Annotated in this window: 19 protein-coding genes; 13 read left to right on the forward strand and 6 right to left on the reverse strand. The window is 58.9% G+C overall.

What is annotated here, in order from left to right; all coding sequences use genetic code 11:
• Positions 1 to 34 precede the first annotated feature (34 nt).
• Positions 35 to 2,626, forward strand: a complete 2,592-nt coding sequence (gene clpB / locus RIKMI_RS0107815) for an ATP-dependent chaperone ClpB (RefSeq protein ID WP_027291153.1) — start codon at positions 35 to 37, stop codon at positions 2,624 to 2,626.
• 412 nt (positions 2,627 to 3,038) lie between these two features.
• Here clpB and RIKMI_RS0107820 read toward each other — a convergent pair whose 3' ends face one another.
• Entirely contained in the window at positions 3,039 to 4,874 is a 1,836-nt protein-coding gene (locus tag RIKMI_RS0107820; protein WP_027291154.1) for a family 20 glycosylhydrolase, read from the reverse strand.
• 42 nt (positions 4,875 to 4,916) lie between these two features.
• Here RIKMI_RS0107820 and RIKMI_RS0107825 point away from each other — a divergent pair, with 42 nt between their 5' ends.
• The 4 genes from RIKMI_RS0107825 to panB all read left to right on the forward strand — a co-directional run bounded on the left by RIKMI_RS0107825 (position 4,917) and on the right by panB (position 8,922).
• Positions 4,917 to 6,215 (forward strand): NAD(P)/FAD-dependent oxidoreductase, encoded by a 1,299-nt coding sequence (locus tag RIKMI_RS0107825; RefSeq protein ID WP_027291155.1) that lies wholly within the window; start codon positions 4,917 to 4,919, stop codon positions 6,213 to 6,215.
• A 105-nt stretch (positions 6,216 to 6,320) separates the two neighbouring features.
• Positions 6,321 to 6,701, forward strand: coding sequence for a glycine cleavage system protein GcvH (gcvH, locus tag RIKMI_RS0107830; RefSeq protein ID WP_037291707.1), 381 nt, complete (start codon positions 6,321 to 6,323; stop codon positions 6,699 to 6,701).
• Positions 6,702 to 6,740: 39 nt separating this feature from the next.
• A complete protein-coding gene (locus RIKMI_RS0107835) occupies positions 6,741 to 7,685 on the forward strand; it encodes a malate dehydrogenase (RefSeq protein ID WP_027291157.1) in 945 nt (314 codons plus the stop codon).
• Positions 7,686 to 8,106: 421 nt separating this feature from the next.
• Positions 8,107 to 8,922 carry a 3-methyl-2-oxobutanoate hydroxymethyltransferase gene (gene panB / locus RIKMI_RS0107840; RefSeq protein ID WP_027291158.1) on the forward strand — a complete coding sequence of 272 codons (816 nt, stop codon included), beginning with the start codon at positions 8,107 to 8,109 and terminating at the stop codon, positions 8,920 to 8,922.
• Between the two features lie 260 nt (positions 8,923 to 9,182).
• Here panB and RIKMI_RS13450 read toward each other — a convergent pair whose 3' ends face one another.
• Complete coding sequence (locus tag RIKMI_RS13450) at positions 9,183 to 10,115, reverse strand: DMT family transporter (RefSeq protein ID WP_051214428.1); 933 nt, start codon at positions 10,113 to 10,115, stop codon at positions 9,183 to 9,185.
• Positions 10,116 to 10,178: 63 nt separating this feature from the next.
• On the opposite strand from RIKMI_RS13450, the gene RIKMI_RS0107850 reads away from it, so the two are divergent.
• The 5 genes from RIKMI_RS0107850 to RIKMI_RS0107870 all read left to right on the forward strand — a co-directional run bounded on the left by RIKMI_RS0107850 (position 10,179) and on the right by RIKMI_RS0107870 (position 13,542).
• Entirely contained in the window at positions 10,179 to 10,511 is a 333-nt protein-coding gene (locus RIKMI_RS0107850; RefSeq protein WP_027291159.1) for a cupin domain-containing protein, read from the forward strand.
• Positions 10,512 to 10,845: 334 nt separating this feature from the next.
• On the forward strand, positions 10,846 to 11,442 hold the full coding sequence (locus RIKMI_RS0107855; protein WP_027291160.1) for a UbiX family flavin prenyltransferase: 597 nt from the start codon (positions 10,846 to 10,848) through the stop codon (positions 11,440 to 11,442).
• Between the two features lie 65 nt (positions 11,443 to 11,507).
• Positions 11,508 to 11,681, forward strand: a complete 174-nt coding sequence (locus RIKMI_RS0107860) for an indolepyruvate ferredoxin oxidoreductase subunit alpha (RefSeq protein WP_027291161.1) — start codon at positions 11,508 to 11,510, stop codon at positions 11,679 to 11,681.
• A 72-nt stretch (positions 11,682 to 11,753) separates the two neighbouring features.
• Positions 11,754 to 12,347 carry a Crp/Fnr family transcriptional regulator gene (locus RIKMI_RS0107865; protein ID WP_027291162.1) on the forward strand — a complete coding sequence of 198 codons (594 nt, stop codon included), beginning with the start codon at positions 11,754 to 11,756 and terminating at the stop codon, positions 12,345 to 12,347.
• 70 nt (positions 12,348 to 12,417) lie between these two features.
• On the forward strand, positions 12,418 to 13,542 hold the full coding sequence (locus RIKMI_RS0107870; protein WP_027291163.1) for an acyltransferase family protein: 1,125 nt from the start codon (positions 12,418 to 12,420) through the stop codon (positions 13,540 to 13,542).
• Between the two features lie 80 nt (positions 13,543 to 13,622).
• Here the strand turns inward: RIKMI_RS0107870 and RIKMI_RS0107875 are convergent, their stop codons facing one another.
• The 3 genes from RIKMI_RS0107875 to xseA all read right to left on the reverse strand — a co-directional run bounded on the left by RIKMI_RS0107875 (position 13,623) and on the right by xseA (position 16,276).
• Positions 13,623 to 14,435 (reverse strand): glycoside hydrolase family 16 protein, encoded by an 813-nt coding sequence (locus RIKMI_RS0107875; RefSeq protein WP_027291164.1) that lies wholly within the window; start codon positions 14,433 to 14,435, stop codon positions 13,623 to 13,625.
• A 262-nt stretch (positions 14,436 to 14,697) separates the two neighbouring features.
• Positions 14,698 to 14,910, reverse strand: a complete 213-nt coding sequence (gene xseB, locus RIKMI_RS0107880; RefSeq protein ID WP_027291165.1) for an exodeoxyribonuclease VII small subunit — start codon at positions 14,908 to 14,910, stop codon at positions 14,698 to 14,700.
• Positions 14,903 to 16,276, reverse strand: coding sequence for an exodeoxyribonuclease VII large subunit (xseA, locus tag RIKMI_RS0107885; protein WP_027291166.1), 1,374 nt, complete (start codon positions 16,274 to 16,276; stop codon positions 14,903 to 14,905). Before xseA ends, xseB begins: the two co-directional genes overlap by 8 nt.
• A gap of 200 nt (positions 16,277 to 16,476) precedes the next feature.
• On the opposite strand from xseA, the gene RIKMI_RS0107890 reads away from it, so the two are divergent.
• The 3 genes from RIKMI_RS0107890 (at position 16,477) to RIKMI_RS0107900 (ending at position 22,006) form a co-directional block, all read left to right on the forward strand.
• On the forward strand, positions 16,477 to 17,580 hold the full coding sequence (locus RIKMI_RS0107890) for an efflux RND transporter periplasmic adaptor subunit (protein ID WP_027291167.1): 1,104 nt from the start codon (positions 16,477 to 16,479) through the stop codon (positions 17,578 to 17,580).
• An 18-nt stretch (positions 17,581 to 17,598) separates the two neighbouring features.
• Positions 17,599 to 20,649, forward strand: a complete 3,051-nt coding sequence (locus RIKMI_RS0107895; protein WP_027291168.1) for an efflux RND transporter permease subunit — start codon at positions 17,599 to 17,601, stop codon at positions 20,647 to 20,649.
• A 145-nt stretch (positions 20,650 to 20,794) separates the two neighbouring features.
• Positions 20,795 to 22,006 (forward strand): TolC family protein, encoded by a 1,212-nt coding sequence (locus RIKMI_RS0107900; RefSeq protein ID WP_169715508.1) that lies wholly within the window; start codon positions 20,795 to 20,797, stop codon positions 22,004 to 22,006.
• Positions 22,007 to 22,248: 242 nt separating this feature from the next.
• Here the strand turns inward: RIKMI_RS0107900 and RIKMI_RS0107905 are convergent, their stop codons facing one another.
• Positions 22,249 to 24,294 carry a dipeptidyl-peptidase 3 family protein gene (locus RIKMI_RS0107905; protein ID WP_027291170.1) on the reverse strand — a complete coding sequence of 682 codons (2,046 nt, stop codon included), beginning with the start codon at positions 24,292 to 24,294 and terminating at the stop codon, positions 22,249 to 22,251.
• Between the last annotated feature and the right edge of the window lie 24 nt (positions 24,295 to 24,318).

The following is a 24,318-nucleotide window of genomic DNA, read 5'->3' on the forward strand; positions in this document are numbered from 1 at the left end:
ACGAACGCTGAAAAGAATATAAAAATAGATAGATATGACGACTAACAACTTGACAATTAAGGCTCAGGAGCTTCTTCAGCAAGCGGTGAACATCGCTGTGGCCGGAGGGCAGCAGGCCGTGGAGCCGGCGCACATCCTGAGCGCCATGCTGCGGGAGGAGGACTCCATCGGGGTTTACCTGCTGAACAAGGTGGGGGTCAATATGGCGGCATTGCGGACGGCGGTCGATAACGATCTCGCGCGGCTGCCGAAAGTGCAGGGCGGAGAGCCTTACCTTTCGTCGGACAGCAACAAAGCGATGCAGAAAGCCATGCAGGCCACCGCGCAGTTCGGGGACAAGTATGTCACCCCGGAACACATCCTGCTCGGCCTGGAATCGACCGGCCGGCTGCTGAAAGACGCCGGCGTTACCGAAAAAGAGCTGGTGAAAGCCATTAAGGAGCTTCGCAAAGGGACGACCGTGGACAGCCAGACCGGCGAACAGCAGTTCGACGCGCTGGGCAAATATGCGATCAACCTGATCGATCAGGTGCGCAAAGGGCGTCTCGATCCGGTGATCGGCCGCGACGACGAGATACGGCGCGTGCTCCAGATCCTGACGCGGCGGACCAAAAACAACCCGATTCTGGTCGGCGAACCCGGCGTGGGTAAGACCGCCATCGCCGAAGGGCTGGCACACCGGATCGTGGACGGCGACGTGCCCGAAAACCTGAAAGATAAGCAACTCTTCTCGCTCGATATGGGCGCCCTGATCGCAGGGGCCAAATACAAAGGCGAGTTCGAAGAGCGGCTCAAAGGCGTGGTCAAAGAGGTGATCGACTCCGAAGGGCAGATCATTCTTTTTATCGATGAAATCCATACGCTGGTTGGCGCCGGAGGCGGCGAAGGGGCGATGGACGCGGCCAATATCCTGAAACCGGCGCTGGCGCGGGGCGAGCTGCGTGCCATCGGTGCGACGACCCTCGACGAATACCAGAAATATTTCGAAAAGGACAAGGCGCTCGAACGGCGTTTCCAGAAAGTCATGGTGGACGAGCCGAGCGTGCCGGACGCCATCTCGATCCTGCGCGGGCTGAAAGAACGTTACGAAAACCACCATAAGGTGCGGATCAAAGACGAGGCGATCATCGCTTCGGTCGAGCTTTCGCACCGTTATATCACGTCGCGGTTCCTGCCCGACAAGGCGATCGACCTGATTGACGAAGCGGCGGCCAAACTGCGGACCGAGATGAACTCCGTGCCCGAAGATATCGACGAACTCGACCGTCGGGTACGTCAGCTCGAAATCGAGCGGGAGGCCATCCGTCGGGAGAATGACGACAAAAAGGTAGAGGAGCTGACCCGGCAGATCGAGGAACTCAATTCGCAGCGGAACGCGCTGCGGGCCAAATGGCAGGGCGAACGCGACATCATCGAGGGCATCCAGAAACAGAAAGAGGAGATCGACCGTTACAAGACCGAGGCCGTCGATGCCGAACGCCGGGGCGATTACGGCAAAGTGGCCGAGCTGCGTTACGGGAAGATACAGGAAGCCCAGAAAGAGATCGAACGTTTGCAGGCGCAGCTGGGCGAGAACCAGAAGGACAACCCGATGATCAAGGAAGAGGTGGACGCCGAGGATATCGCGGGCGTCGTTTCGCGATGGACGGGTATCCCGGTGAGCCGGATGCTGGCCAGCGAGCGCGAGAAACTGCTCTTCATGGAAGACGAACTGCACAAGCGGGTGATCGGCCAGGACGAGGCGATCCGGGCCATCTCGGACGCCGTGCGCCGTTCGCGGGCCGGGTTGCAGGATCCGCACAAGCCGATCGGTTCGTTCATCTTCCTCGGTACGACCGGGGTGGGCAAGACCGAGTTGGCGAAGGCGTTGGCCGAATTCCTGTTCAACGACGCCAACCTGATGACGCGTATCGACATGAGCGAATACCAGGAGCGGCACAGCGTGTCGCGGCTGATCGGGGCGCCTCCGGGATACGTGGGCTACGACGAGGGCGGCCAGCTGACCGAGGCCGTGCGGCGCAAACCCTATTCGGTGGTGCTGCTCGACGAAATCGAAAAGGCGCATCCGGACGTGTTCAATATCCTGTTGCAGGTGCTGGACGACGGGCGTCTGACGGACAACAAGGGGCGTACGGTCGATTTCCGCAACACGATCATCATCATGACGTCGAATATCGGTTCGCACATCATCAACGAACGTTTCGAAGGGTTGGAAGACAGCGGTATCAGCGATGAAAAACGCGACGGTATCATCGAAGGGACGAAAAACGAATTGATGGATTTGCTGAAACAGACCATCCGTCCGGAATTCCTGAACCGGATCGACGAGATCATCATGTTCCTGCCGCTGACCATCGACGATGTGCGCCGGATTGTTTCGTTGCAGATAAACGCGCTGACGAAGATGCTGGAACAGAGCGGTATCGAGCTGGCGGTGAGCGACCGGGCGGTGGAATGGCTGGCCCGCGACGGGTTCGATCCGCAGTTCGGGGCGCGGCCGATCAAACGGTCGCTGCAACGCAATCTGGTCAATGAGTTGTCGAAACAGATACTCAGCGGCCGGGTGAATAAGGAAAAACCGGTTACGGTGGACGCCTCCGATATGGGGCTGGTCTTCTCGAACTGATTCCGAACGGGATGCCTTTCCCCGATCGAACGAAAGCGGGGGCAGAGGGTCTCTTTAGGAGAACTCCCGTAAATATCGAGCGGGCGGGTGCGGTCATTTCGACCGTACCCGCCCGCTTCGGTATTTTTCGAGCCGTATGTTCGGGGGCGGGGTCGCTCCGGTATGCCGAAAAAGTGTCCGGTAAAACGGTAGCCGTTTATGTATATTCATATACCGACTATTTTCGCCGCTGTTGTTTCGGCTTGCGCCGGCTCCTCCGGGTCTTTGCCGGGTTTACTATACTCGATTCAGGCGGCGTCGGGCCGGTGGAGGGGAATTCCCGTCGAACCTATCCGGTGCGCCAAAGTACGGAATCGGGCAAAATATATAACCGGGAAGCGGTATATCGAAGAGGGATACGTCCGCCAACGGTTTAGTGGGGAATAAAGGCGAAAATCCAGTGCTGGCCGGGAAATACTTTCCGGGAACAGAGGCGGACCGTATTCGCTCCCGCTTTCAAGTGCAGTTCGACCGGTTCGCGCGTCCAGAACAGTTGTTCGTCCGTATAGGGCAGCTCCTCTTCCGGTTTGTGCCATGTATTGAAGTGGAACGCATACGCGCCCGGCTCTTTCCATACCGGCGGCGCGACCCGCACCCCGTTTACCCAAATGTCGCTGCCGGCTTCCCATTGTCCCTGCCGTCCGATCCCCGGCGAGATGCGGTTCGAACGCGACGGCGCCTCGAACCCGACTTGCGCCCGGATGACCGTGTCGCGCGGAACCGTAATCACCGTTTCGGCCCAGACGACGGCCGAGTCCGGTTTGGGCAGGCCGAGCGACGAAAGCATCGCGTCCACGTCGATCGCGCCGCCGTAGAGCGTGTGCCATTTCACTCCGGTCGTATCCGCTCCGGGGGCGACCGGTTCCGAAACCCGCCAGGCGAGGGAAGCGTTGGGCCACCAGCAGAAAGGTTCGTCGCGCAGCAGGTCGTTCTTGTGCGCCAGCATCCGCTGCTCGAATTCGGCCAGCATCCGTCCCGCCGGTGTCGAAGGGGCCGGATACAGGTTCGGGTTTTCGTCGGCCCCTTCGGGAACCGGGCCGCCGCGCCAGAACCGTTCGGCGAACGGCAGCAGGCCCGACCACAGGCTGCTGTTGCGTATCAGTTCCTCCTGGCTCGGCGCTTTGGTATCGTTCCACAGGCAGAGGATGCCGCCCAGCGCGAGCGAATCGCCTTGCGTCCGGTCGCATGGATTGTGGAGCAGCATGCGCGGCGTGAACGATATGGGGTCGTAATTATTCAGATAGCCCATATAGGAATCGACGAAACGGCCCCGTGCCTCCGGGTTCCGGGCCACGTATCCCGGCGCCTCCGACCAGACTTGCCGGATCGTCCTCTCCGAGGCCGCCGGCAGTCCCGGATCCCAGACCAGCGGGGTGCGGCCGGCTGCCGTCGCCATGCTGTCCGCCCACCGCATGAATTGCTCCGGATTCGGGATATGCACTTCGTCCGAACCGATATGGATATAGGGAGCCTCCGAGACCGGGATTTCGGCGAAGAATTCGTTCAACGCCGTTTCCAGCACTTTCATGCCCCGCGGATCGGCCATGCCGAACCCGAAAGCGCTGTTGAAATAGGTACTGTGTCCCGGCATGTCGATTTCCGGGATGACGAGGATGCCTTTTTTGCGGGCATAAGCGATTACGTCCCGTATCTCGCCGTAGGTGTAGAATTTGCCTTCGTCGCGCCCCTGCCGCTGGTAGATCGGGTCGTTGAGCTGCGGGAACGCCCGCGACTCGATGCGCCAGGCCGGGTAGTCCGTCAAGTGCCAGTGGAACAGGTTGATCTTGTATTGCGAAAGGAGGTCGAGGTGCTTCTTGAGGTTTTCGACCGAGATGAAATTGCGGCCCGTGTCGTGCATGAAACCCCGCCAGGCGAAAGCCGGCCAGTCGGCGATCCGCACGCTCGGCACCAGCCCTTTGTCGTCGGTCAGCTGGCGCAGCGTCTGGTAGGCCCATATCTCGCCCCGTTTGTCTTTGGCCGTGATTCGTACTCCCCTTCGGTACGTTTCGAGGAGGTAGCCTTCGGGGGGCAGGGCCAGCGTCGAGTCGATCCTGACCTTGACGTTCAGCAACGGCATTTTGTAAGGACCCGTGATTTCGACCTGCTGCGGATAGGGAATCAGCGCGGGCAGGTTCCGTTCCGGGTTTGGCACGGCGGTTGCCGCATATGCGGCGGCAGACAGCGCGAGGAGGAACAACGATCGTTTCATAGATGCGCAAGATAAAGATTTTGTTTCATAAACGAACAGACTATGGATTTGAATATTCCCGCTTCGGGTAAAAAACGTGCGGTGATTGTCGGCGGCGGTTTCGGGGGCGTGGCGCTGGCCCGCGCCCTGACGCGCCGCGGCGGTTTTCAGGTCGTGCTGATCGACCGCAACAATTACCATCAGTTCCAGCCGCTGCTGTATCAGGTGGCCACCTCCGGTATGGAGCCGACCGCCATCTCGTTCCCGTTGCGCAAAGTATTCCGCCGCAGCCGCGATTTCCATTTCCGGATGGCCGCGGTCGAAGCGGTGGATACGGAGCGGGGGCGGCTGCGGACTTCGGCGGGCGATGTGCATTACGACTATTTGGTATTGGCGGCCGGTACCGATACCAATTATTTCGGGCTGGAACGCGTCGAACGGCATGCGCTGCCGCTCAAGAGCGTCGGCGAAGCGCTGGCCCTGCGCAACCGGGTGCTCTCGGCGATGGAACAGGCCGTGCGGACGACCGATCCCCGCGAGCGGTCGGAGCTGCTCGATTTCGTAGTCGTCGGCGGCGGTCCCACCGGAGTGGAGCTGGCGGGAGCGTTGGCCGAATTGCAGCGGCATATTTTCCCGAAAGATTATCCGGAACTGGATATTGCCGGACAGATGCGGATCTATCTGCTGAATGCCGCGCCCCGTTTGCTGGAGGGTTTTTCGGAAGAGTCGTCGGCCCGCGCCCTGCGGGATTTGCAGCGCGGCGGGGTGGAGGTGGTGCTGGGCGCCATGGTCAGGGATTTCGACGGACATACCGTATATTACAACGACGGAGAGTCGATTCCGGCCCGGACGGTGGTTTGGGCCAGCGGCGTCGTCGCCAATACGGTCGGCGGGATCGGGCCGGAACGGTGCGGCCGCGGCAGGCGGATACGGGTCGATGCGTACAACCGCATGGAGGGGACGGAAAACGTTTTCGTGATCGGCGACCAGTGCCTGCAAACGAGCGATCCGCGTTATCCGGACGGACATCCGCAGGTAGCCCAGGTGGCGATCCAGCAGGGCCGGTCGGTGGCGGCGAATCTGTCGCGGATGGCGGCGGGGCGGGCGCCGGAACCGTTCGTATATAACGATAAGGGTTCGATGGCGACGATCGGACGCAACCGGGCCGTGGCCGAGATCGGAGGGCGGCATTTCGGCGGTTTCGTCGCCTGGGCCTTATGGCTGCTGGTGCATCTGCTGTTCATTATCGGCGTACGGAACCGACTGGCGGTGCTTTTCGACTGGAGCTGGAGCTACCTGACTTACGACCGGCCTCTGCGGACGATTATCCGCCCCGCCCCGCGGGTACGCCCCGGAGCGTGAGTCTCTCGCCCCCGGTCGCGGTGTTATTTTAATAACAACTCCTTTGCGTGTTCCGAAAAAAGCGGTACCTTTGATGCAATAAATCTTCAAAAAATCTGAACAGAGATGAGCAACATTCCATCCAACCTGAAATACTCGAAAGACCACGAGTGGATCCGCGTCGAAGGCGAAGAGGCGTTCGTGGGTATCACCGATTTCGCCCAGAGCCAGCTCGGGGACATCGTTTTCGTGGACGTCGCCACCGAAGGGGAAACCCTCGCGCAGAACGACGTGTTCGGGACGATCGAGGCGGTGAAGACCGTATCGGACGCTTTCATGCCGGTGGCCGGCGAAGTGCTGGAATTCAACGGCGAACTGGAAAACGCGCCGGAGACCGTCAATAAGGATCCGTACGGGGCCGGATGGATGATCAAAATCCGCGTGACGGATCCCGCGCAGCTCGACGGCCTGCTGTCGGCGGACGAATACGCGGCCCACATCGGCTGATTCGGCAAACGATTCATTTACAAAACAACTGATAAGAAAATGGCAAAAGTAACAGTAGTCGGCGCCGGGAATGTCGGGGCGACCTGCGCGAATGTTCTGGCGACGCGCGAAGTGTGCAGCGAACTGGTGCTGCTGGACATCAAGGAAGGGGTTTCGGAAGGCAAAATCCTCGATATTTTCCAGACCGCCACGCTGATGGATTTCGACACCAACATGGTGGGCGTGACGAACGACTATGCGGCTACGGCCGGTTCGGACGTGGTGGTCATCACCTCCGGGATGCCGCGCAAGCCGGGCATGACCCGCGAAGAACTGATCGGGGTGAATGCCGGCATCGTGAAAACGGTGGCCGAAAACATCCTGAAACATTCGTCGAAAGCGATCATCCTGATCGTTTCCAACCCGATGGACCCGATGACCTATCTGGCGCTGAAAGCTACCGGCCTGCCCAAAAACCAGGTGTTCGGCATGGGCGGCGCACTCGACTCGGCCCGTTTCAAATGCTACCTGTCGAAAGCGCTGGGCGTGAACTCGAACGACGTGGACGGCATGGTGATCGGCGGCCACGGCGATACGACCATGATTCCGCTGGTGAGCAAGGCTTCGGTCAAAGGGGTGCCGGTAACGGAACTTTGCAAGGATAAGGCCGTGCTGGACAAAGTGGTGGCCGACACGATGGTGGGCGGCGCTACGCTGACCAAACTGCTGGGTACCTCGGCCTGGTACGCTCCGGGGGCTGCGGCTGCGATGGTCGTGGAATCGATCGTCCGCGACCAGAAGAAGATCGTGCCTTCGTGCGTTTACCTCGAAGGGGAATACGGTCAGCAGGACATCTGCATCGGCGTGCCGACGGTGATCGGCCGCAACGGCGCCGAAAAGGTGGTGGAAGTGGCTCTGACCGCAGAAGAAAAAGAGGCGTTCGAAAAGAGCGCCGAAGCGGTGCGCAAGACCAACGCCATCCTGAAAGAGATCAACGTGCTGTAGCCGGTACGGGGCCGCACGGGGCGGTCCGGATCGTTTTGAAAGACGGAATCCCATGCGGGGTTCCGTCTTTTTTAGACTGCGATGTATTTTGGATATCCGGCCGTTGTCATAGATGTTTTGGTGAGTATATACGACTTTATCTTATTTTTATGCACACCTGATTTTCCATATATTCCGGCCCGTGTCTCCTCTGCAGTGTTTGGAGAAGGCTATGGCCCGATTTGAGTATTTACCGATGTTTTTGTGCGCACCGGACTTCAGGTTATCGTTCGGGGCGGTACGGGAGTCGGGCGGCGTTTGAATCGGGGTATCCGGCCCGGCGATAAGGAGGGCGGGAACGGGGCTGCGCATAATCGGCGGGGAGGCCGTTATAGTTCCTGAAATTTTATACATTTGACCCCGGTAACGATACGTAAATATTATGTCAACAGAAGGAAAAACGCGGGCGGTGACGACTTATCGCCTTGCCGAGATGAAAGCACGCGGCGAGAAGATATCCATGCTCACCGCTTATGATTATACTATGGCCGGTATCATGGATGCCGCAGGGATCGACGTGATCCTGGTGGGCGACTCGGCGGCCAACGTCATCGCCGGTTACAAAACCACCGTGCCGATGACCCTGAACGATATGATTTATCACGGCAAGGCCGTGGCGCGGGCCGTAGAGCGGGCGTTGGTGGTGGTGGACCTGCCGTTCGGCAGCTACCAGGGCAATTCCAAGGAGGCCCTGAATTCGGCGATCCGGATCATGAAAGAGACCGAGGCCGATGCCGTGAAACTCGAAGGAGGGGCCGAAATTATCGACTCCGTACAGCGTATCCTGTGCGCCGGTATTCCGGTCATGGGGCATCTCGGGCTGACGCCGCAGTCCATCAACAAGTACGGGACCTATGCCGTGCGGGCCAAGGAGGCGGCGGAAGCCGAGAAACTGTATTCCGATGCGTTGCTGCTGGCCGAGACCGGGTGTTTCGGCATCGTGTTGGAGAAGATACCTGCCGCATTGGCCGGCCGGGTGGCTGCGGCGGTCAAAATTCCGATCATAGGGATCGGAGCCGGCGGTCAGGTGGACGGACAAGTGCTCGTCTCTTACGACATGCTCGGTATCAACAACGGTTTTTCTCCGCGTTTTCTGCGCCGTTACCTGAACCTGCACGAACAGATTACGGCGGCGGTGGAGCAGTATCGCGAGGATGTCAAGAGCGGGGATTTCCCGAACGGGAGCGAACAGTATTGACAATTCGTCCACAATTTTTCAACCTGCGTCGGGTCGGTTTTGTTGGCAAAACCGACCCGACGTTTTTTGTCGCTTACCGTGCGAATCGGGAGATGTTAAAAGTTATCGACAATGTTAAGTTATTGGATGATAATGCATAATGTGTGGTGCGTGCAGAGTTGCTAACATGCGGTAGCAATCTATTTCCGGTTATCGACACTGTTATCCACAATTGTTGGTGCGGTTGTTCCGTGTTATCCACAAAGTCGTTCACAGGGCGATTAACGGGAAGATGAGTTGTCCACAGAGTTATTCACAATTTTTTTGTCTTCGAAACGGTAGGATTGGGTGACGATGAATACTCCCGCGAAGACCAGCAATGCAGCCATGATTTTGACCCAGTCGGTCTTGTCCTGGCCCCGAAGAATCGCGACGAACGAGGCGATGACGGGTTGCAGGTAGGTGTAGATGCTGACCGTGGTGGGTTTGAGTTTTTTCAGGCTGCCTGCCACGCAGAGGTAAGCGGTGACGGTGGCTCCCAGGATGACGAAAGCGAGGCTGCCCCACGCGGCCGGGGTCAGGTCGCCCCACCCGGTCGCGACGATCGAGCGGCCGAGGAAAGGGAGCAGGGCCAGGGTCGAAAGCCCGAACATCCAGGCGGTGACGGTGATCGGGTGGTAGCGCATCATCAGGTTCTTGACCACGATAAGGTAGCTGGCATACGAGAGGGCGGCGGCGAATACGAGTATGTTGCCGGTGAGGTGTCCGCTGCCGAAATTGGCGATGCCTCCGTAAAGGATAGTCAGCAGGGCGCCGCTGGCCCCGATGGCGATGCCGATGCTTTTGAGCCAGGTGATGCGGTCGCGGCCGAGCAGGGCGGAGATGACCAGTACCAGCACGGGGCCGGTGACGGAGATGATGGCGGCATCGACGGGCGAGGTGTATTGGAGTCCCTGTAGGAAGATGTATTGGTTGCCGCCGGTTCCGAACAGGGCGGCGAGCGCCAGCCAACCGAGGTCGCGCCACCGGATGCGTTCGCGGACCCAGAGGACGGCTACGAGGGCGAATACGAGGGCGGCGCATCCGATGCGTGCGATGCAAAGGGCTTCGGGGGCGAGGAAACCGGGAATCAGGGATTTGGAGTAGGAGTAGTTGAGGGCGAAGAGGATGTTTGCGAAGAGAATGGCTGTATGGGCCTGGATTCTGCCGTTCATAACGGGGGTGTTTTGTCGGTGCAAAAATAGGGGATATGGGGTTAATGTGTTATCTTCGCAGGTATGGAAAATTCGATCTTTTTTAATCCGGACACTGCCGAATGGCTGGATTTGGGCGGCGGTCTGCGCCGCATGATGATGGGACACGACGATCGTATCATGATGGTCAAGGTGGATTTCGAACGGGGGGCGGTCGGAGCGACTCATTCGCATCCGCATTCCCAGTCGTCGCTGATCGAACGGGGTGTGTTCGAGGTCACGATCGGCGGCCGTAAGAAAACGTTGCGGGCGGGGGACGGCTATTTCGTCCCGTCGGGCGTGGAACATGGGGCGGTGGCGCTGGAGGCGGGCACGATCGTCGATGTCTTCGCCCCTGCCCGCGAAGATTTCCTTTAAACCGTTCGTTTATTCTGTACGGTTGAGGTTCGAGGCGACTGTTCTCTTTGTGAACAAAGAGAACCAGAAAAACTTTTTGAGATGCTTCGCATCTCTTGAGCCTGGCGGATGACTTATCCTTTGACGATTTGTTTTGTAAGAACAGGGGGCTGTTCCTTGTATTTGCATGAATGTCCCCTGTTCTTACAAAACAAAAAACACAGTGCAAAGGGGCATCGACAGACTGAGGAACCGCAAACCTGCTCGAAAGTTTCTTTGGTTCTTTCTTTTCAAAGAAAGAACAGTAGACTCTACCCTCAATGTACGGATAAACGAAGGTTAAAAGAGCGGATATATGCAGATTACGATAGGGATAACGGGAGCCAGCGGTACCATTTATGCCGAGCGGTTGGCGCAGCGGTTGTTCGCGATGCGGGACACCGGCCGGGTAGAGAGTCTCGGCATTGTTTTTACGCGGAACGGTCGGGACGTGGCCCGGTTCGAACGCCCCGAATTTTCAGACTGGGTAGCCCGGCAGGTAACGGCCGGAACGCTCGTCGAATACCGGAACGACGATTTTTTCACCCCCGTGGCCTCCGGATCGTCCCGCAGCGGCGCCCTTGTTATCGTTCCGTGCAGCATGGGGATGGTCGGCCGGATTGCCGGGGGAATTTCCGACGACCTGATTTCGAGGGCCGCCGACGTGATGCTCAAGGAAAACTCGCCCCTGCACCCCCGGACCCTGATCCTGTGTCCCCGCGAGACCCCCCTCTCGCTGATCCACCTGCGCAACCTGACCGCCGTGCGCGAAGCCGGAGGCATCGTGCTGCCCGCCATGCCGTCGTTCTATACCCGTCCCCGGACCCTGGAAGAAGCGGCCGATACCGTCGTCCTGCGTATCCTGTCGCACCTGGGACTCACCCCTTCAGGCTACCGCGGCTGGCAAGAATAAATTTTGACTATTCCCCGGAATAGTCTTACATTTGTAATGCAAAACCAACTCAATATTATTTACTCATGGCTTACAAAATCAGTCCCGATTCATGCGTTGCCTGCGGCACCTGCATCGACGAATGCCCGGTAGGGGCTATCTCGGCCGGCGACGTTTACGTTATCGACGCTTCGGCCTGCACCGAATGCGGCACTTGCGCCGACGTGTGCCCGGCAGAGGCTATCGCGCCGGAAGCGTAATCGGGGAGACCGAACCAATGCGGGGATATGTAAATGGCTTTGCATATCCCCGTTTTTTTATCCGTCAGCGAGATGAAAAACGTTATCGCCCACATGAGAACCCTGTGTCCGCTGTCCGACGAAACCGTCCGCGAGCTGGAAAACCGGGTGACCCTGTGCCGGTTTCCGAAAAAATATCGGCTCATTCGGGAAAATACGTATGCCAAATACGCCTATTTTATCGAAAAAGGCATGACCCGTTCTTATTGGCCGGTGAACGGCACGGAGGTGACGACCTCGTTTTCCTGCGAAGGCGGCATCGTGTTCAGCATGGACGAACTGTACTACGGAAAAGCGAGCGAAGAGGTGGTGGAGACCCTCGAAGAGGTCGAGGCTTACAGCATTCCCCTCGCCGAACTGACCCGCCTGTGGCAGACCAATATCGAACTGTGCAACTGGGGCAGGATCGCCCACCAGAACGAGTACAGGCGCCTGCACCGCAGCCACAAGGAACGGCTTACGCTGTCGGCCCGCGAACGGTACGAAGCGTTCCGGGAGCAGTTTCCCGATATTTGCCGGCGTGCCAACCTGAGTTATATCGCCTCCTATCTGGGTATTACGCTGTCCACCCTCAGCCGGCTGAGGGCCGGCGAACCGTGCGGGAACGGGATGTCGATTTTGACTTAGGACAAATTTTTGCAAACGTATTTGTCGTACTTTTGCCGAAGTACTAACCCCTTAACCTGTTAAGCGAGACATGCAATCGAACCCTTTGCTGTTTCCCTCGAAACCGCACTATGAAATTCTGGACGGTCTGCGCGGAGTTGCGGCTCTGATCGTCGTCGCCTATCATCTGTTCGAAATCTACGCCGTCGAACCGTATTATACCGTGCCGATAATCAATCACGGTTACCTGGCCGTCGATTTCTTTTTCGTCCTCTCCGGTTTCGTGATCGGGTATGCCTATGACGACCGGTGGGGAAAAATGACCATGAAGGACTTCTTCAAGCGGCGTGTGATCCGCCTCCAGCCGATGGTCGTTCTGGGAGCCGTGATCGGCGCCATTTGTTATTATTTCGGCGACGGGACGATGTTTCCCCATATCGGAGAAACGCCCGTATGGTTACTGTTATTAGTTATGCTGGCCGGTTGTCTGTTGCTGCCGACCGCGGTGCCTATAAGGCAGCCCTGGAACGAAATGTTCCCCCTGAACGGTCCGGCCTGGTCGCTCTTTTACGAATATATCGCCAATATCCTCTATGCCGTCGGTCTGCGGCGTTTGTCGAAACGCTGGCTGACGGTGTTCGTTCTCCTCGCCGGCCTGCTCATCGTCGGGCAGGCGATCGGAAGCGAAGCGGGAAGCATCATGGGCGGACACGAACTGACCGGCAATCACGTCCGGCTCGGACTCACGCGTGTCCTTTACCCCTTCTTCTGCGGTCTGCTGTTGTTCCGGATGGGCAGGCTGATTCGGCTGCGGGGCGGTTTCTGGCTCTGTTCCCTGTTCCTGGCGCTGCTTCTGTTTTTCCCTCGCCCCGAAGTATCCTGGCAGAACGGCCTCTACGAATGCGTCGCGATCCTCGTTCTTTTTCCGCTGATCGTGCTGACCGGCGCCGGCAGTCCGATCCGGGGCAGATTTTCCGTCTCGGTGTGCAAATTCCTGGGAGACATCTCGTTCCCGCTTTACATTATCCATTACCCGATCGCCTATCTCTTTTATGCTTACGTGGCGGAACGCAAGCTGACGATCGGCGAGAGTTGGCCGTTGATGCTGGCGGTCGGCGTGGGATGCGTCCTGTTGGCGTATGCCGCTCTGAAGCTGTACGACGAACCGGTAAGGCAGTGGCTTCGGAACCGGTTCCTGCGGCATAAGGCAAATTAGCTTTTTTTGTATTATTCCAACGAAGCAGGGCGCCTCGCACGAGGCGCCCTGCTTCCGTCAGGCGGGTATGGGAGTGCGGGTTATTTTCGTTCCCAGACTTTCACCCAGTCGATCTCCATCTTTACCGGGAGCGTCGCCGGATCCACCGGGCCGACCCAGCTGCCGCCCAGCTGCATATCCAGCAGCAGATAATAGGCCTGGTCGAACGGGAATTGCCCCTCCAGATCGGTCTCGATTTTCGGGTAAGTCAGCGTCGGCCGGCCATTCAGCGTGAAGACCACCTTGTCCGGATGGAACTCCACGCCGTAAGTGTTGTAACCTTCGCGGTCGATCGGTACCGTCGTGTACCGCTGCGGCGTATCCTGCTTCAGGTTCAGCGTGTAGTGCGAATGGATCGTCTGATAGACCACGCTGTCGTAATTCAGGTGTTCCATAATATCGATTTCTCCGTTTTTCGGATAGCGGCCGTATTTCTCGTCCTGGGACAGCATCCAGAAAGCCGGCCACGAGCCTCGCGCTTCGCCCAGCCGCGCCCGGATTTCGATTTTGCCGTACTTCACCGAGAATTTGTCTTTGGTCCACACCCCGCCGGTGAGGTATTGCGCCGTATCCAGGTCGCGGCGGTCGTTCACGATACCGTGCAGGACGAGATGCCCGTCTTTCACTTCGTAGAGGTCGTCGCGCGAAGACATGTAGTTATCCCAGTCGGAACTGCCGCGCGGGATCTTGGACCATTTCGCCGTGTCGAGAAACCCGTCTTTTTTGAAATCGTCTTTCCAGACCAGTTTCCATTTGGGGGCTTTCTCTTTTCTGGGCTGCGCCGGCGCTTCGCAGGGCAGCATCATGGCAGCCGCGCCGAGCAGGAGGGCTGCGCCGTAAAGGGTTCTTTTCATTCGATTCGGTTTATAGAGTGGGTTGATTCAGTGGCTGCTAAAATAACGGGCCGGCTATATGCTTATCCGATTCGGTAGCTGTATACGACACAGTGCCCGACCGTACGGTGATTTCTCCGGGCGGCCCCTTGGAGGCGATGCAAACCCTCGCAAAAGCCCCGGCGGGGTCCGCTTCGGGGGGGAGGCACAGGCCGAAATACACGACAAATCAGTCTGGCATATAACATAGGGTAAACTTGCCATCCTGTTTTAACAGGGATTTTCAGGCTTCTTCCTGTTTCATCACCTTTTCGACCTGTTTCTGGGCCTTGAGCAGTTTGTCCTTGCAGAGGGCGATGAGCGTCGTCGCCCGTTCCACATAAGCGCCCAACTGGTCGATGTCCAGTTCGTCGTCGTTCATCTTCGCCAGAATATCTTCGATCTCTGCCACCGCTTCCGCATAGGTGATCTTTTCCGCCGTATTCGTTTTAGCCATTTTTTTTATGTGTTGATTTCGAAATGATGTTCGCTCCCAGCACCCCGTCGCGGAGTTCGATTTCCACCGGCTGGCCCAGCTCGACCTGTCCGGCGCTCCGCACGCCCCGTACGATCGCATAGCCGCGCGAAAGTATCCGCCGGGGACTGGCTGCCGTTACCGACACCTCCAGCAGCTCCAGCCGCGTACGCTGGCGCCCGGCGGCTCCCTCCGCGGCTGCTGCCAGCCGTTGCAGGGCGTAGCCGGTCCACGCCTGTGCTGTCGCTAACCGTCGGGCGGAGTGTTGTCCCAGTCGGGTGGCGAATGACGAGCAGCGCCGTCGTTCGTCGTCTAAGCGTTCGTTGGCGACATACCGCACGCCGTTTTTCAGTTTTTCCAGCCGGGCCATGCCCGTATGCAGCAGGCCCGTGCTCCGTGAAGCCAGCAACAGGCCGGCGTTTTCGAGGCGGTTCGTCTCCATCATCAGGGTTTGCCGGGCACGGTCGGTCGTCTCTTCGTACAGGTCGTCCAGCCGCGCGTTCGTTTCCGCCGCACGGTTTACCAGAAAAGCCGCTACCGCCGTCGGCGTCTTGAGCGAGGTGTGAGCCACCATGTCGGCGACGCTGACGTCCTTGTCGTGTCCGATACCGGTGATGACAGGCAGCGGAAGCTGGGCGATATAGGCGCAGAGCCGGTAGTTGTCGAAACACCCGAGGTCGCTGGTCGAACCGCCGCCCCGGATGATGACGGCGGCGTCGAACTCATCGGCCTGTTCCGCGACGGCTTCCAGGGCGCCGATGATCGAATTTTCGGCAGCGTCGCCCTGTACGACGGCGGCGAACAGCCGGACGTCGAACCGGTAGGGCGACGCCTCCAGCTCCTGCATGAAGTCGCGGTAGCCGGCTGCTTTGGCCGACGAGATGACGGCGATGCGCTGGAGCACGTCGGGCAGTTCGAAATCCTTGTTCATTCCGAATACGCCCTCTTCCTCCAGCTGGGCGATGGTCTGCCTCCTCAGGCGTTCGGTTTCGCCGAGGGTGTAGGCCGGGTCTATATCGCTGACCACGAGGCTGAGGCCGTAGACGGGATGGTATGAAACGGTGCATTTGACGAGCACTTTCATCCCGGCGGAGAGATCGGAACCGGTCTGGAACCGGAAATAGCCGGAGATCATCTTGTAACTGCTGCTCCAGATCACGGCGCGGGCCTGGGCTACGGGCGCTTTGCCGTTGTCCGGCCGTTCGACGAGCTCGAGGTAGCAGTGTCCCGCATAATTGACCTTGCATTCGCTGATCTCGGCGACCACCCACTGGGCGCGGCCGGCGTATTGTTCGATCACGGCACGCAGATGCCCCTGAAGGGCGGACAGGGTGATGAAGTTCTCCATGTTTGCAAATATAAGTTTTTCTGTCCGGACACGGGAGGCGCACCGCGCTTTTTGTCGGGGCCGGGAGCGGACGGATATCCGGTGTGTCCGGAAGCGGTTTCCGGGCGGTATGTCGGAAAATCGGGGCGGACGGATTAAACTTTCGGCGTGCAGGCTCGTCGAAATTATCAGGAATGATATACCCAAACCGAAAAATGAGTGTGAAAAAGAAGAAAATCAGGACGATTCTGTCGATTGTCATCCCCCTCGTGCTGGTGGGGATGTTCTTGTTGCAACAGTATGTGATCGGGCGGAGCAAGCCCGTGGAAGAACCTTCGGCGGTACCGGCGACGGCGGAAAACGATAAGCAGGGCAAGGCCGGGAACCGGGTGATTCCCGTAACGGTGACCGTCGCCGAGATGCAGGAGGTGACGGACGGTATCCGGGCGGTGGGATCGTTGGCCCCGAACGAAGAGGTGGACATCGCCAGCGAAGTATCCGGCAAGGTGACCGAAATCCTGTTCAGGGAAGGGGCGGCCGTGGAGAAAGACCAGGTGCTCGTGAAAATCAACGACGAAGACCTCCAGGCCCAGCTCAAAAGGTATCGTTTCCAGGAGAAGACCCTCAAGGAGAATGTCGAACGCCAGCGTATCCTTTTCGCGAAAGAGGCGATCAGCCAGCAGGCATACGACGAGATGGTGACCCAGTACAATATGTTGCTGGCCGACATCGAACTGCTGAACGTCAAGATCGACAAGACCCGCATCCGCGCTCCGTTCAGCGGCGTGATCGGATTCCGTTATATCAGCGACGGGAGTTATCTCCAGCCCGGAACGCAGATCGCCCGGCTGGTGGATTACAAGACCCTGAAGCTGGAATTTTCGATTCCGGAAAAATACATCGGCCTGAAGCTGATCGGCAAGCAGGTGACTTTTACGACCGAAGCCAGCGACGAGGTGCACCGGGCGGTGATTTACGCCATGGAACCGAAGGTCGAGGACAAGACCCGTTCCATCGTGCTGCGTGCCCGTTACAACAATGCCCGCGGATTGCTTCGTCCCGGTATGTCCACCCAGCGGGTCATCGTGCCGACTTCGCAGGCCACCCGGGTGCTGATGGTGCCGACCGAAGCGATCGTTCCGTCGCTCGACGGGAAAGGAGTCTGGGTCGCCCGCAGCGGGGAGGCGGTGCTGGTGCCGGTCGAAACCGGAAACCGTACCGAAACGCAGGTCGAGGTGCTGAGCGGCATCGCGGCGGGGGATTCGGTGATCGTCACCGGCCTGATGCAGCTGCGCGAAGGGGCGAAAATCGAAGTGACCAACTAACGGAGGAGGGCCTGAACGATGAGTCTCTCCACAACCAGTATCAACCGGCCCGTGCTCGCCACGGTGCTGAACCTGCTTCTGATTATCATCGGCGGTATCGGACTGACTTTTCTCGGTATCCGCGACTACCCGTCGGTCGATAATCCCATCATTACCGTCCGCACCACTTTCCCGGGCGCCAATTCCGACGTGATCGAGACCCAGATCACCGAACCGATCGAGGCCGCCGTGAACGGGATTCCGGGTATCCGTTCCATCTCGTCCACCAGCCGCGACGGGACGAGTTACATCAAGGTCGAGTTCAACCTCGACGTGGACCTCGAAACGGCGGCCAACGACGTGCGCAACAAAGTCTCCGAAGCGCAGCGCAAACTGCCGCAGGATGTCGATCCGCCGGTGGTGACCAAAGCGGATGCCGACGCCAACCCGATCTATGCCGTAACGGTGCAGAGCGAGACCATGTCGCTGATCGAGCTGAGCCAGTATGCCGACATCAATATCAAAGAGCGTCTGCAAACCATACCGGGGGTCAGCATGGTCGATACGTGGGGGCTGAAACGCTATTCCGTACGGATGCGGATGAACCCCGACCTGCTGGCGGCTTACGGGCTGACGCCGCTGGACGTGCGCGATGCGGTGACGGCCCAGAACATCGAACTGCCGTCGGGACGTATCGAAGGGGACAATACCGAACTGACGGTGCGTACGCTGGGGCGTCTTCGGACGATCGACGATTTCAACGAACTGATCGTCTCGCGCGACGGCGAACGGGTGGTGCGTTTCAAGGATATCGGCGAGGCGGTGATCGATGCCGAGGATACGCGGTCGATGCTGCGGCGCAACGGGGTGCCGATGGTGGCCTGCGTGCTGATCCCGCAGCCGGGCGCCAACTACATCGACATCGTGGACCGGGCCTATGAGACGGTCGAACAGCTCAAAACGGAACTTCCGAAAGAGATCGTGCTGGGCGACGCGCTCGACAGCACCACCTTCATCCGCGACTCCATCTACGAAGTGGAAGAGTCGATCGTGGTGGCTTTCGCCCTGGTGGTGCTCATCATCTTCCTCTTCCTGCGCAACTGGCGCACGACCCTGATTCCGGTGCTGGCGATTCCGATTTCGCTGGTGGCCTCTTTCTTCATCATGTATCTGGCGGGCTTCACGATCAATATCCTGACTCTGCTGGCCATCGTGCTGGCCATCGGCCTGGTGGTGGACGACGCCATCGTGGTGATGGAGAATATCTATACGAAGGTCGAGGCCGGGATGGACCCCAAACAGGCCGGTATCGTGGGAGCCAATGAGATCTTTTTCGCGGTGATCGCCACGACCATCGCCCTGGTGGCGGTATTCTTCCCGATCGTCTTCCTACAGGGGATTACCGGCCGGTTGTTCCGCGAGTTCGCCGTAGTGATCGCCGGGGCGGTGGTCATTTCGTCGTTCGTGGCCCTGACTTTCACGCCGATGATCTCCACCAAGCTGCTGACGCGCAATGCCACGGACAACCGGTTCTACCGCTGGAGCGAGCCTTTCTTCCGAGGGATGAACAACCTGTACGGCCGGGGATTGGACGCTTTCCTGCGCCATCGCTGGGTCGCCGTTCTGATTCTGGCCGCTTCCGGCGTGGCGATTTCGTTCCTGTGGCCGGCCATCCCGTCCGAAATGGCCCCGCTCGAAGACCGTTCGCAGATCAATGTCAGTTCTACGGCCCCGGAGGGCACTTCGTTCGACTATATGGCCCGTTATGCCGACCGGATGTCGAAACTGATCGACAGCCTCGTCCCGGAACAGAAAGGCACGATGGAGAATGTGGGGCGGGGGAGCACCAATAGCGCGTCGTTCAATATCATGCTGGTGGACGCCGATCAGCGCGGCCGGACGCAGCAGGAGATCGCGGACGTACTGAACGGCGCAGTGGCCGAAATGACGGGGGCGCGGAGTTACGTGACTCAGCAGCAGACCTTCGGTGGCGGGCGGGGCGGCCTCCCCGTGCAGTACGTGATCCAGGCTCCGACGCTGGACGACCTGAAAGAGGTGTTGCCCGCCTTCATGAACGAGGTGGCCCAAAGCCCGGTCTTCTCGGCTTCCGACCTGAACCTGAAGTTCACCAAACCGGAGGTGACGGTGGACATCAACCGCGACAAGGCGTCGATGCTGGGCGTTTCGGTGGAAAACATCGCCCAGACGCTCCAGCTGACCATGAGCGAACAGCGGATCGGCTATTACATCATGGGCGGCAAGCAGTACCAGATCATGAGCCAGTTCGACCGCGGTTCGCGCAGCAAACCGACCGACCTGGCGAGCATCTATGTCCGTAACGACCAGGGGAATCTGATCCAGCTGGACAACCTCGTTGCGTTGTCCGAAAGTTCGATGCCGCCGCAGCTGTACCGCTACGACCGTTTCGTGTCGGCCACGGTATCGGCCGGGTTGGCGAAAGGCCGCACGGTGGGGCAGGGGATCGCGGAGATGGACCGTATCAAGGAGCATGTGCTGGATTCCCGGTTCAAGACCACCCTGTCGGGTACGTCCAAAGACTTCGTCGAGAGTACTTCGAGCCTGCTGTTCGCTTTCGGGCTGGCGCTGGTGCTGATCTATCTGGTGCTGGCGGCGCAGTTCGAGAGTTTCGTGGATCCGCTGGTCATCATGCTGACGGTACCGTTGGCGCTGATCGGGTCGCTGCTGGTACTGTGGGGCTTCTCGCAGACGATGAATATCTTTTCGCAGATCGGTATCATCATGCTGATCGGGTTGGTGTGCAAGAACGGTATCCTGATCGTGGAGTTCGCCAACCAGCGCAAGCAGGACGGACTGGACAAGATGGAGGCGATTCGCGAAGCGGCGGTGTCGCGTTTCCGACCGATCCTGATGACCTCGCTTTCCACGATTCTCGGTACGCTGCCGATGGCGTTGGCTACGGGCGCGGGAGCCGAAAGCCGCGTGTCGATGGGGATCGCCGTGGTGGGCGGTCTGGTCTGCTCGACGCTGCTGACGCTGTTCGTCATCCCGGCAATCTACTCTTACCTCTCATCCAAAGAAGCGAAAAACAATGATGCGCATAATGAATAATAGGGTCGGAGCCCGCTGGAATTTTAGGGTAATTACAGCCCGATTCGAGTGCCGAGCGGCACCGGCCCTGCGCCGGGGAGGACTCCGGGCCGGCATAGGAAGATCACTGCCTTTGGCAATCGGGCTATTTTTATTATCGGTCCAAGTGAATGCTCAGCAGCGGATGACGCTGGACGAATGCGTGGACCGCGCGGTGCAGTCCAACTTCGGTATCCAGGTCGCGGGGATGCAGACTCAGCAGGCAGCCAATAACGTGACCGTGGCGCCTTTCGTGCCGACGCTGACCGGAACGGCGCAGCAGAACCGCACTATCGAAGAGAAGACGGCGGACGGCCGGGCGGTCAATACGCTGGGGGCCGGCGTTTCGCTGACGTGGCGGCTGTTCGACGGATTGGGCATGTTCGCGACCCATAATCTGCAACGCGAACAACTGAACGTAAGTCAATTGCAGATGCGCGACGAACTGGAGGTGCTGGTGAGCGACATCATGAAGCAATATTATCTGTTGATCTCTCTGCATAACCAGGTCTCGCTGGCCCGCGAACTGATGGACCTGTCGCAGTTGCGCTACAAGGAGGCGCTGGACAAGGCCGAGATCGGTTCGGCCTCGAAACTGGAGATGCGGCTGGCGAAGATCGACCTGAATGCCGACAGCTCGAACCTGATCAAACAGGAAGAGGCGCTCCGAGTGGCCTATATTCAGATGAACCGGATGATGAACAGCCCGTTGTCGGATCGCGGTTATGTGAACGATACGATCCTGTTGAGGGAACAGTTGGCCCGAGAAGACCTGATGCGCTGGGCCGACGAGAACAACGTGTCTGTGCTGATGGCCCGGGCCGGGGTGCGGATCGCGGATCTGGATTATAAACTGGCGCGGGCGGCGCGTTATCCGACGCTGGATTTCTCGGCGGGTTACAACATCAATGCGACGGACCGGCCCAATTTCAGCGGGACGTTCAGTAACAGCAACGGGGTAAACTGGGGCTTCGACCTGGGCGTCAATATTTTCAACGGACTGGAGACGAACCGCAAACTGAAAAACGCCCGGCTCGACCGTTCGATCAGCGAGACGTCGCTCTCCGATACGGAACTGGCGGTGCGCAGCGAACTGGAGCAACTGTATATCAATTATCTGAATAACCTGCAACTGATCGATTTCGAACGGGAGAATGCGGATGTGGCGCGGATGAATCTGGAGGCGGCGATGCTGCGCTATAAGGTGGGCGATTTGTCGGGGATCGATTTCCGCAATATCCAGCAGCAGTATCTGGAGGCGGTCGATCGCAAGATCGACGTGATTTATCAGGCGAAAATCTCGGAGGTCTCGTTGCTGACCCTGGCCGGCCAGTTGTAACGGCCTTGATTGCGGGGAAGGTCGGGACGCGGTGATATGCGAACGATTTTCCCGGGTCGTTGTCGCGCACGCGGTTCGGCGGATTCCCGGCCCGTATCCGTTTCCCCGGACGTTCGGGTGTATCAGAGGGGATGGCAGGAGCGGTTCAAAGCGGCAGGGCCGTCGGGTAAATGTTTACCCGACGGCCCTGCCGTGTTTTTCTATCCGCCGCGGCGTGTCGCCGGAACCCGGACGGGCGTGTATCAGTTCCGGTTCGGGAGGAACGAATAGTCCGACGAGTAGGTCAGCATCTGTTGGATATAATCCGTCGGGTATTCGATTTTCACGTCCGTAATCTTGCCGTTTTCATCCAGCACCGGCACGTAGCGCGGATTCACGAACCCGGAATAGGGAGCGATGTCCAGTGCCGCGTAGCGTTCCAGCACCTCTTTATGCAGGGTAGGATCGACTTTCACGCCGTAATTCTCGACCAGCTCCATCCCTGCCTTGAAATCGCCTTCGGATTTGATCCGCTGGATCTCTTTCAGCAGCTCCCCGAACAGGCCGCGCAGCTTGTCGTAATCGTTCACCACCACGTAGGTTTTCCCGTTTTCGGTGACGAATTCGACCGTTTTGTCGTCCTTGCCGCGTTCGTACACCCAGCCGGCTACGAGGGCCCGGTTGCGCATGTGCGCCTCTTCGATGTTCTTGCCCGGTTCGATGCGCGTGAGCTGCGTCATCAGGCCGTTCATCATGTAATTGTTGTATTCCGCTTTGGCTACGTCGAGGGTCGGGATAATGCCCAACTCGACCAGTTTCGGGTCGTTCATGTAATAGAGGGCGAACAGGTCGGCCCGCGCTTCTTCGAGCGTCGAACCGTAGTTTTTCAGCTCGTCGCCTTTGGTGCCCGGAGCCAGTTGGCCCGATGCGTGGCCCAGGCATTCATGCAGGTCGGTGTGCAGGTTGTTCCCCACGGTGCCCCATTGGGCCCGGAGCTGCCGGTCTTCGGGACGCAGGATGAACTCTTCGGCAAAACCGTTCCCGGCCGCGGCAGCGTCGTAAGCCGCCGTGATGTTGGCGATCGTTACCGATTTGGAGCCGTGGTCGCGGCGGATCCAGTCGGCGTTGGGCAGGTTGATCCCGATCGGGGTCGAGGGGTAGCAGTCGCCGCCCAGCATCGCTACGGTGATGACCTTGGCCGAAACCCCCTTGACATGCGGTTTGCGGTACTGCGGATCGATCGGCGAATGGTCTTCGAACCACTGGGCGTTGTCGCTGATGATCTGCGTGGTTTTGGTGGCCTCGAAATCCTTGAAGTTCACGGTCGATTCCCACGAGGCTTTGTATCCCAGCGGGTCGCCGTAGTTTTCGATAAAGCCGTTTACGTAGTCCACCGTGGATTCGGTATCTTCGACCCAGGCTACGTTATACCGGTCGAACAGTTTCAGATCGCCGGTCTTGTAGTATTCGATCAGCGTCCGGGTATAGGCTTCCTGTTGGGGCGTGTCGGCTACCGCGGCGGCCAGTTCGAGCCACTTGACGATCTCGCGGATCGCCGGGCCGTACATGCCTTCCGCCGACCAGACGCGTTCGGCGATCTGCCCGTCTTTGTCTTTGACGAGCTGGCTGTTGAGGCCGTAGGAGATCGGCTGCCGGTCGGTCGTGTCGGTCAGGGCGGTGTAGAAGGCTTCGGCCTCTTTCTGGGTTACGCCGTCGTAGTAGTTGCAGGCCGAGGCGGCGATCATGTCCACTCCGGCGGTCTGGTCCACCCGTTTCGGATAGAGCGCCGGATCGAAAATCACCTGCTTGACGGTATCGAGCAGGGTGCCCCGGATGTCGCCCAGTTTTTCGGCCGGGGTCGAGGCCAGCAGGCTTTCGAAATATTCCGCGCTGAATTCGGGTTTGAATTTGTCGCCGGAGTAATGGTGGTGCACGCCGTTTGCGAACCACACTTTCTTGAGGTATTTTTCGAACGCTTGCCAGTCGGCGCTGTTCTTATCGCCGTCGTAAGTCGTGTAGATGGCTTCGAGCGTGCGGCGCACGGGCAGGTTGTACTTGCAGTTCTGGTCGAAGAGGATGTCCCGACCCGAAACGGCTGCCTGGCTCAGGTAATAGATGAATTGTTTCTGGCGCGGGGTGAGGCTGTCGAAATCGGGCACTTGGTATCGCAGTACGTTGATGTCGTCGAAGCGGTCGATTTGCCATTGGAAGCCGTCGGCGGTCGTGTCCGCTGTGTTCCGGTCGCCGCAGCCGGTGGTGAGGATGGTCGTCATAAGCAGGGTGGCCGCGAGGCCTGTGATCTGTTTCATATTTTAACGTGGAAACTGTGTTTT

The sequence above is a fragment of the Rikenella microfusus DSM 15922 genome (genome assembly GCF_000427365.1).
Lineage (GTDB): Bacteria > Bacteroidota > Bacteroidia > Bacteroidales > Rikenellaceae > Rikenella > Rikenella microfusus.

What these genes read in the sequence shown, in the direction of transcription:
- panB (WP_027291158.1), top strand. Translation starts at nt 8,107, where the DNA reads ATGTCAACAGAAGGAAAAACGCGGGCGGTGACGACTTATCGCCTTGCC.
- gcvH (WP_037291707.1), top strand. Translation starts at nt 6,321, where the DNA reads ATGAGCAACATTCCATCCAACCTGAAATACTCGAAAGACCACGAGTGG.
- RIKMI_RS0107875 (WP_027291164.1), bottom strand. Translation starts at nt 14,435, where the DNA reads ATGAAAAGAACCCTTTACGGCGCAGCCCTCCTGCTCGGCGCGGCTGCC.
- RIKMI_RS0107905 (WP_027291170.1), bottom strand. Translation starts at nt 24,294, where the DNA reads ATGAAACAGATCACAGGCCTCGCGGCCACCCTGCTTATGACGACCATC.
- RIKMI_RS0107865 (WP_027291162.1), top strand. Translation starts at nt 11,754, where the DNA reads ATGAAAAACGTTATCGCCCACATGAGAACCCTGTGTCCGCTGTCCGAC.
- xseB (WP_027291165.1), bottom strand. Translation starts at nt 14,910, where the DNA reads ATGGCTAAAACGAATACGGCGGAAAAGATCACCTATGCGGAAGCGGTG.
- RIKMI_RS0107870 (WP_027291163.1), top strand. Translation starts at nt 12,418, where the DNA reads ATGCAATCGAACCCTTTGCTGTTTCCCTCGAAACCGCACTATGAAATT.
- RIKMI_RS0107895 (WP_027291168.1), top strand. Translation starts at nt 17,599, where the DNA reads ATGAGTCTCTCCACAACCAGTATCAACCGGCCCGTGCTCGCCACGGTG.
- RIKMI_RS0107860 (WP_027291161.1), top strand. Translation starts at nt 11,508, where the DNA reads ATGGCTTACAAAATCAGTCCCGATTCATGCGTTGCCTGCGGCACCTGC.
- RIKMI_RS0107820 (WP_027291154.1), bottom strand. Translation starts at nt 4,874, where the DNA reads ATGAAACGATCGTTGTTCCTCCTCGCGCTGTCTGCCGCCGCATATGCG.
- RIKMI_RS0107825 (WP_027291155.1), top strand. Translation starts at nt 4,917, where the DNA reads ATGGATTTGAATATTCCCGCTTCGGGTAAAAAACGTGCGGTGATTGTC.
- RIKMI_RS0107855 (WP_027291160.1), top strand. Translation starts at nt 10,846, where the DNA reads ATGCAGATTACGATAGGGATAACGGGAGCCAGCGGTACCATTTATGCC.
- clpB (WP_027291153.1), top strand. Translation starts at nt 35, where the DNA reads ATGACGACTAACAACTTGACAATTAAGGCTCAGGAGCTTCTTCAGCAA.
- RIKMI_RS0107835 (WP_027291157.1), top strand. Translation starts at nt 6,741, where the DNA reads ATGGCAAAAGTAACAGTAGTCGGCGCCGGGAATGTCGGGGCGACCTGC.
- RIKMI_RS0107850 (WP_027291159.1), top strand. Translation starts at nt 10,179, where the DNA reads ATGGAAAATTCGATCTTTTTTAATCCGGACACTGCCGAATGGCTGGAT.
- xseA (WP_027291166.1), bottom strand. Translation starts at nt 16,276, where the DNA reads ATGGAGAACTTCATCACCCTGTCCGCCCTTCAGGGGCATCTGCGTGCC.
- RIKMI_RS13450 (WP_051214428.1), bottom strand. Translation starts at nt 10,115, where the DNA reads ATGAACGGCAGAATCCAGGCCCATACAGCCATTCTCTTCGCAAACATC.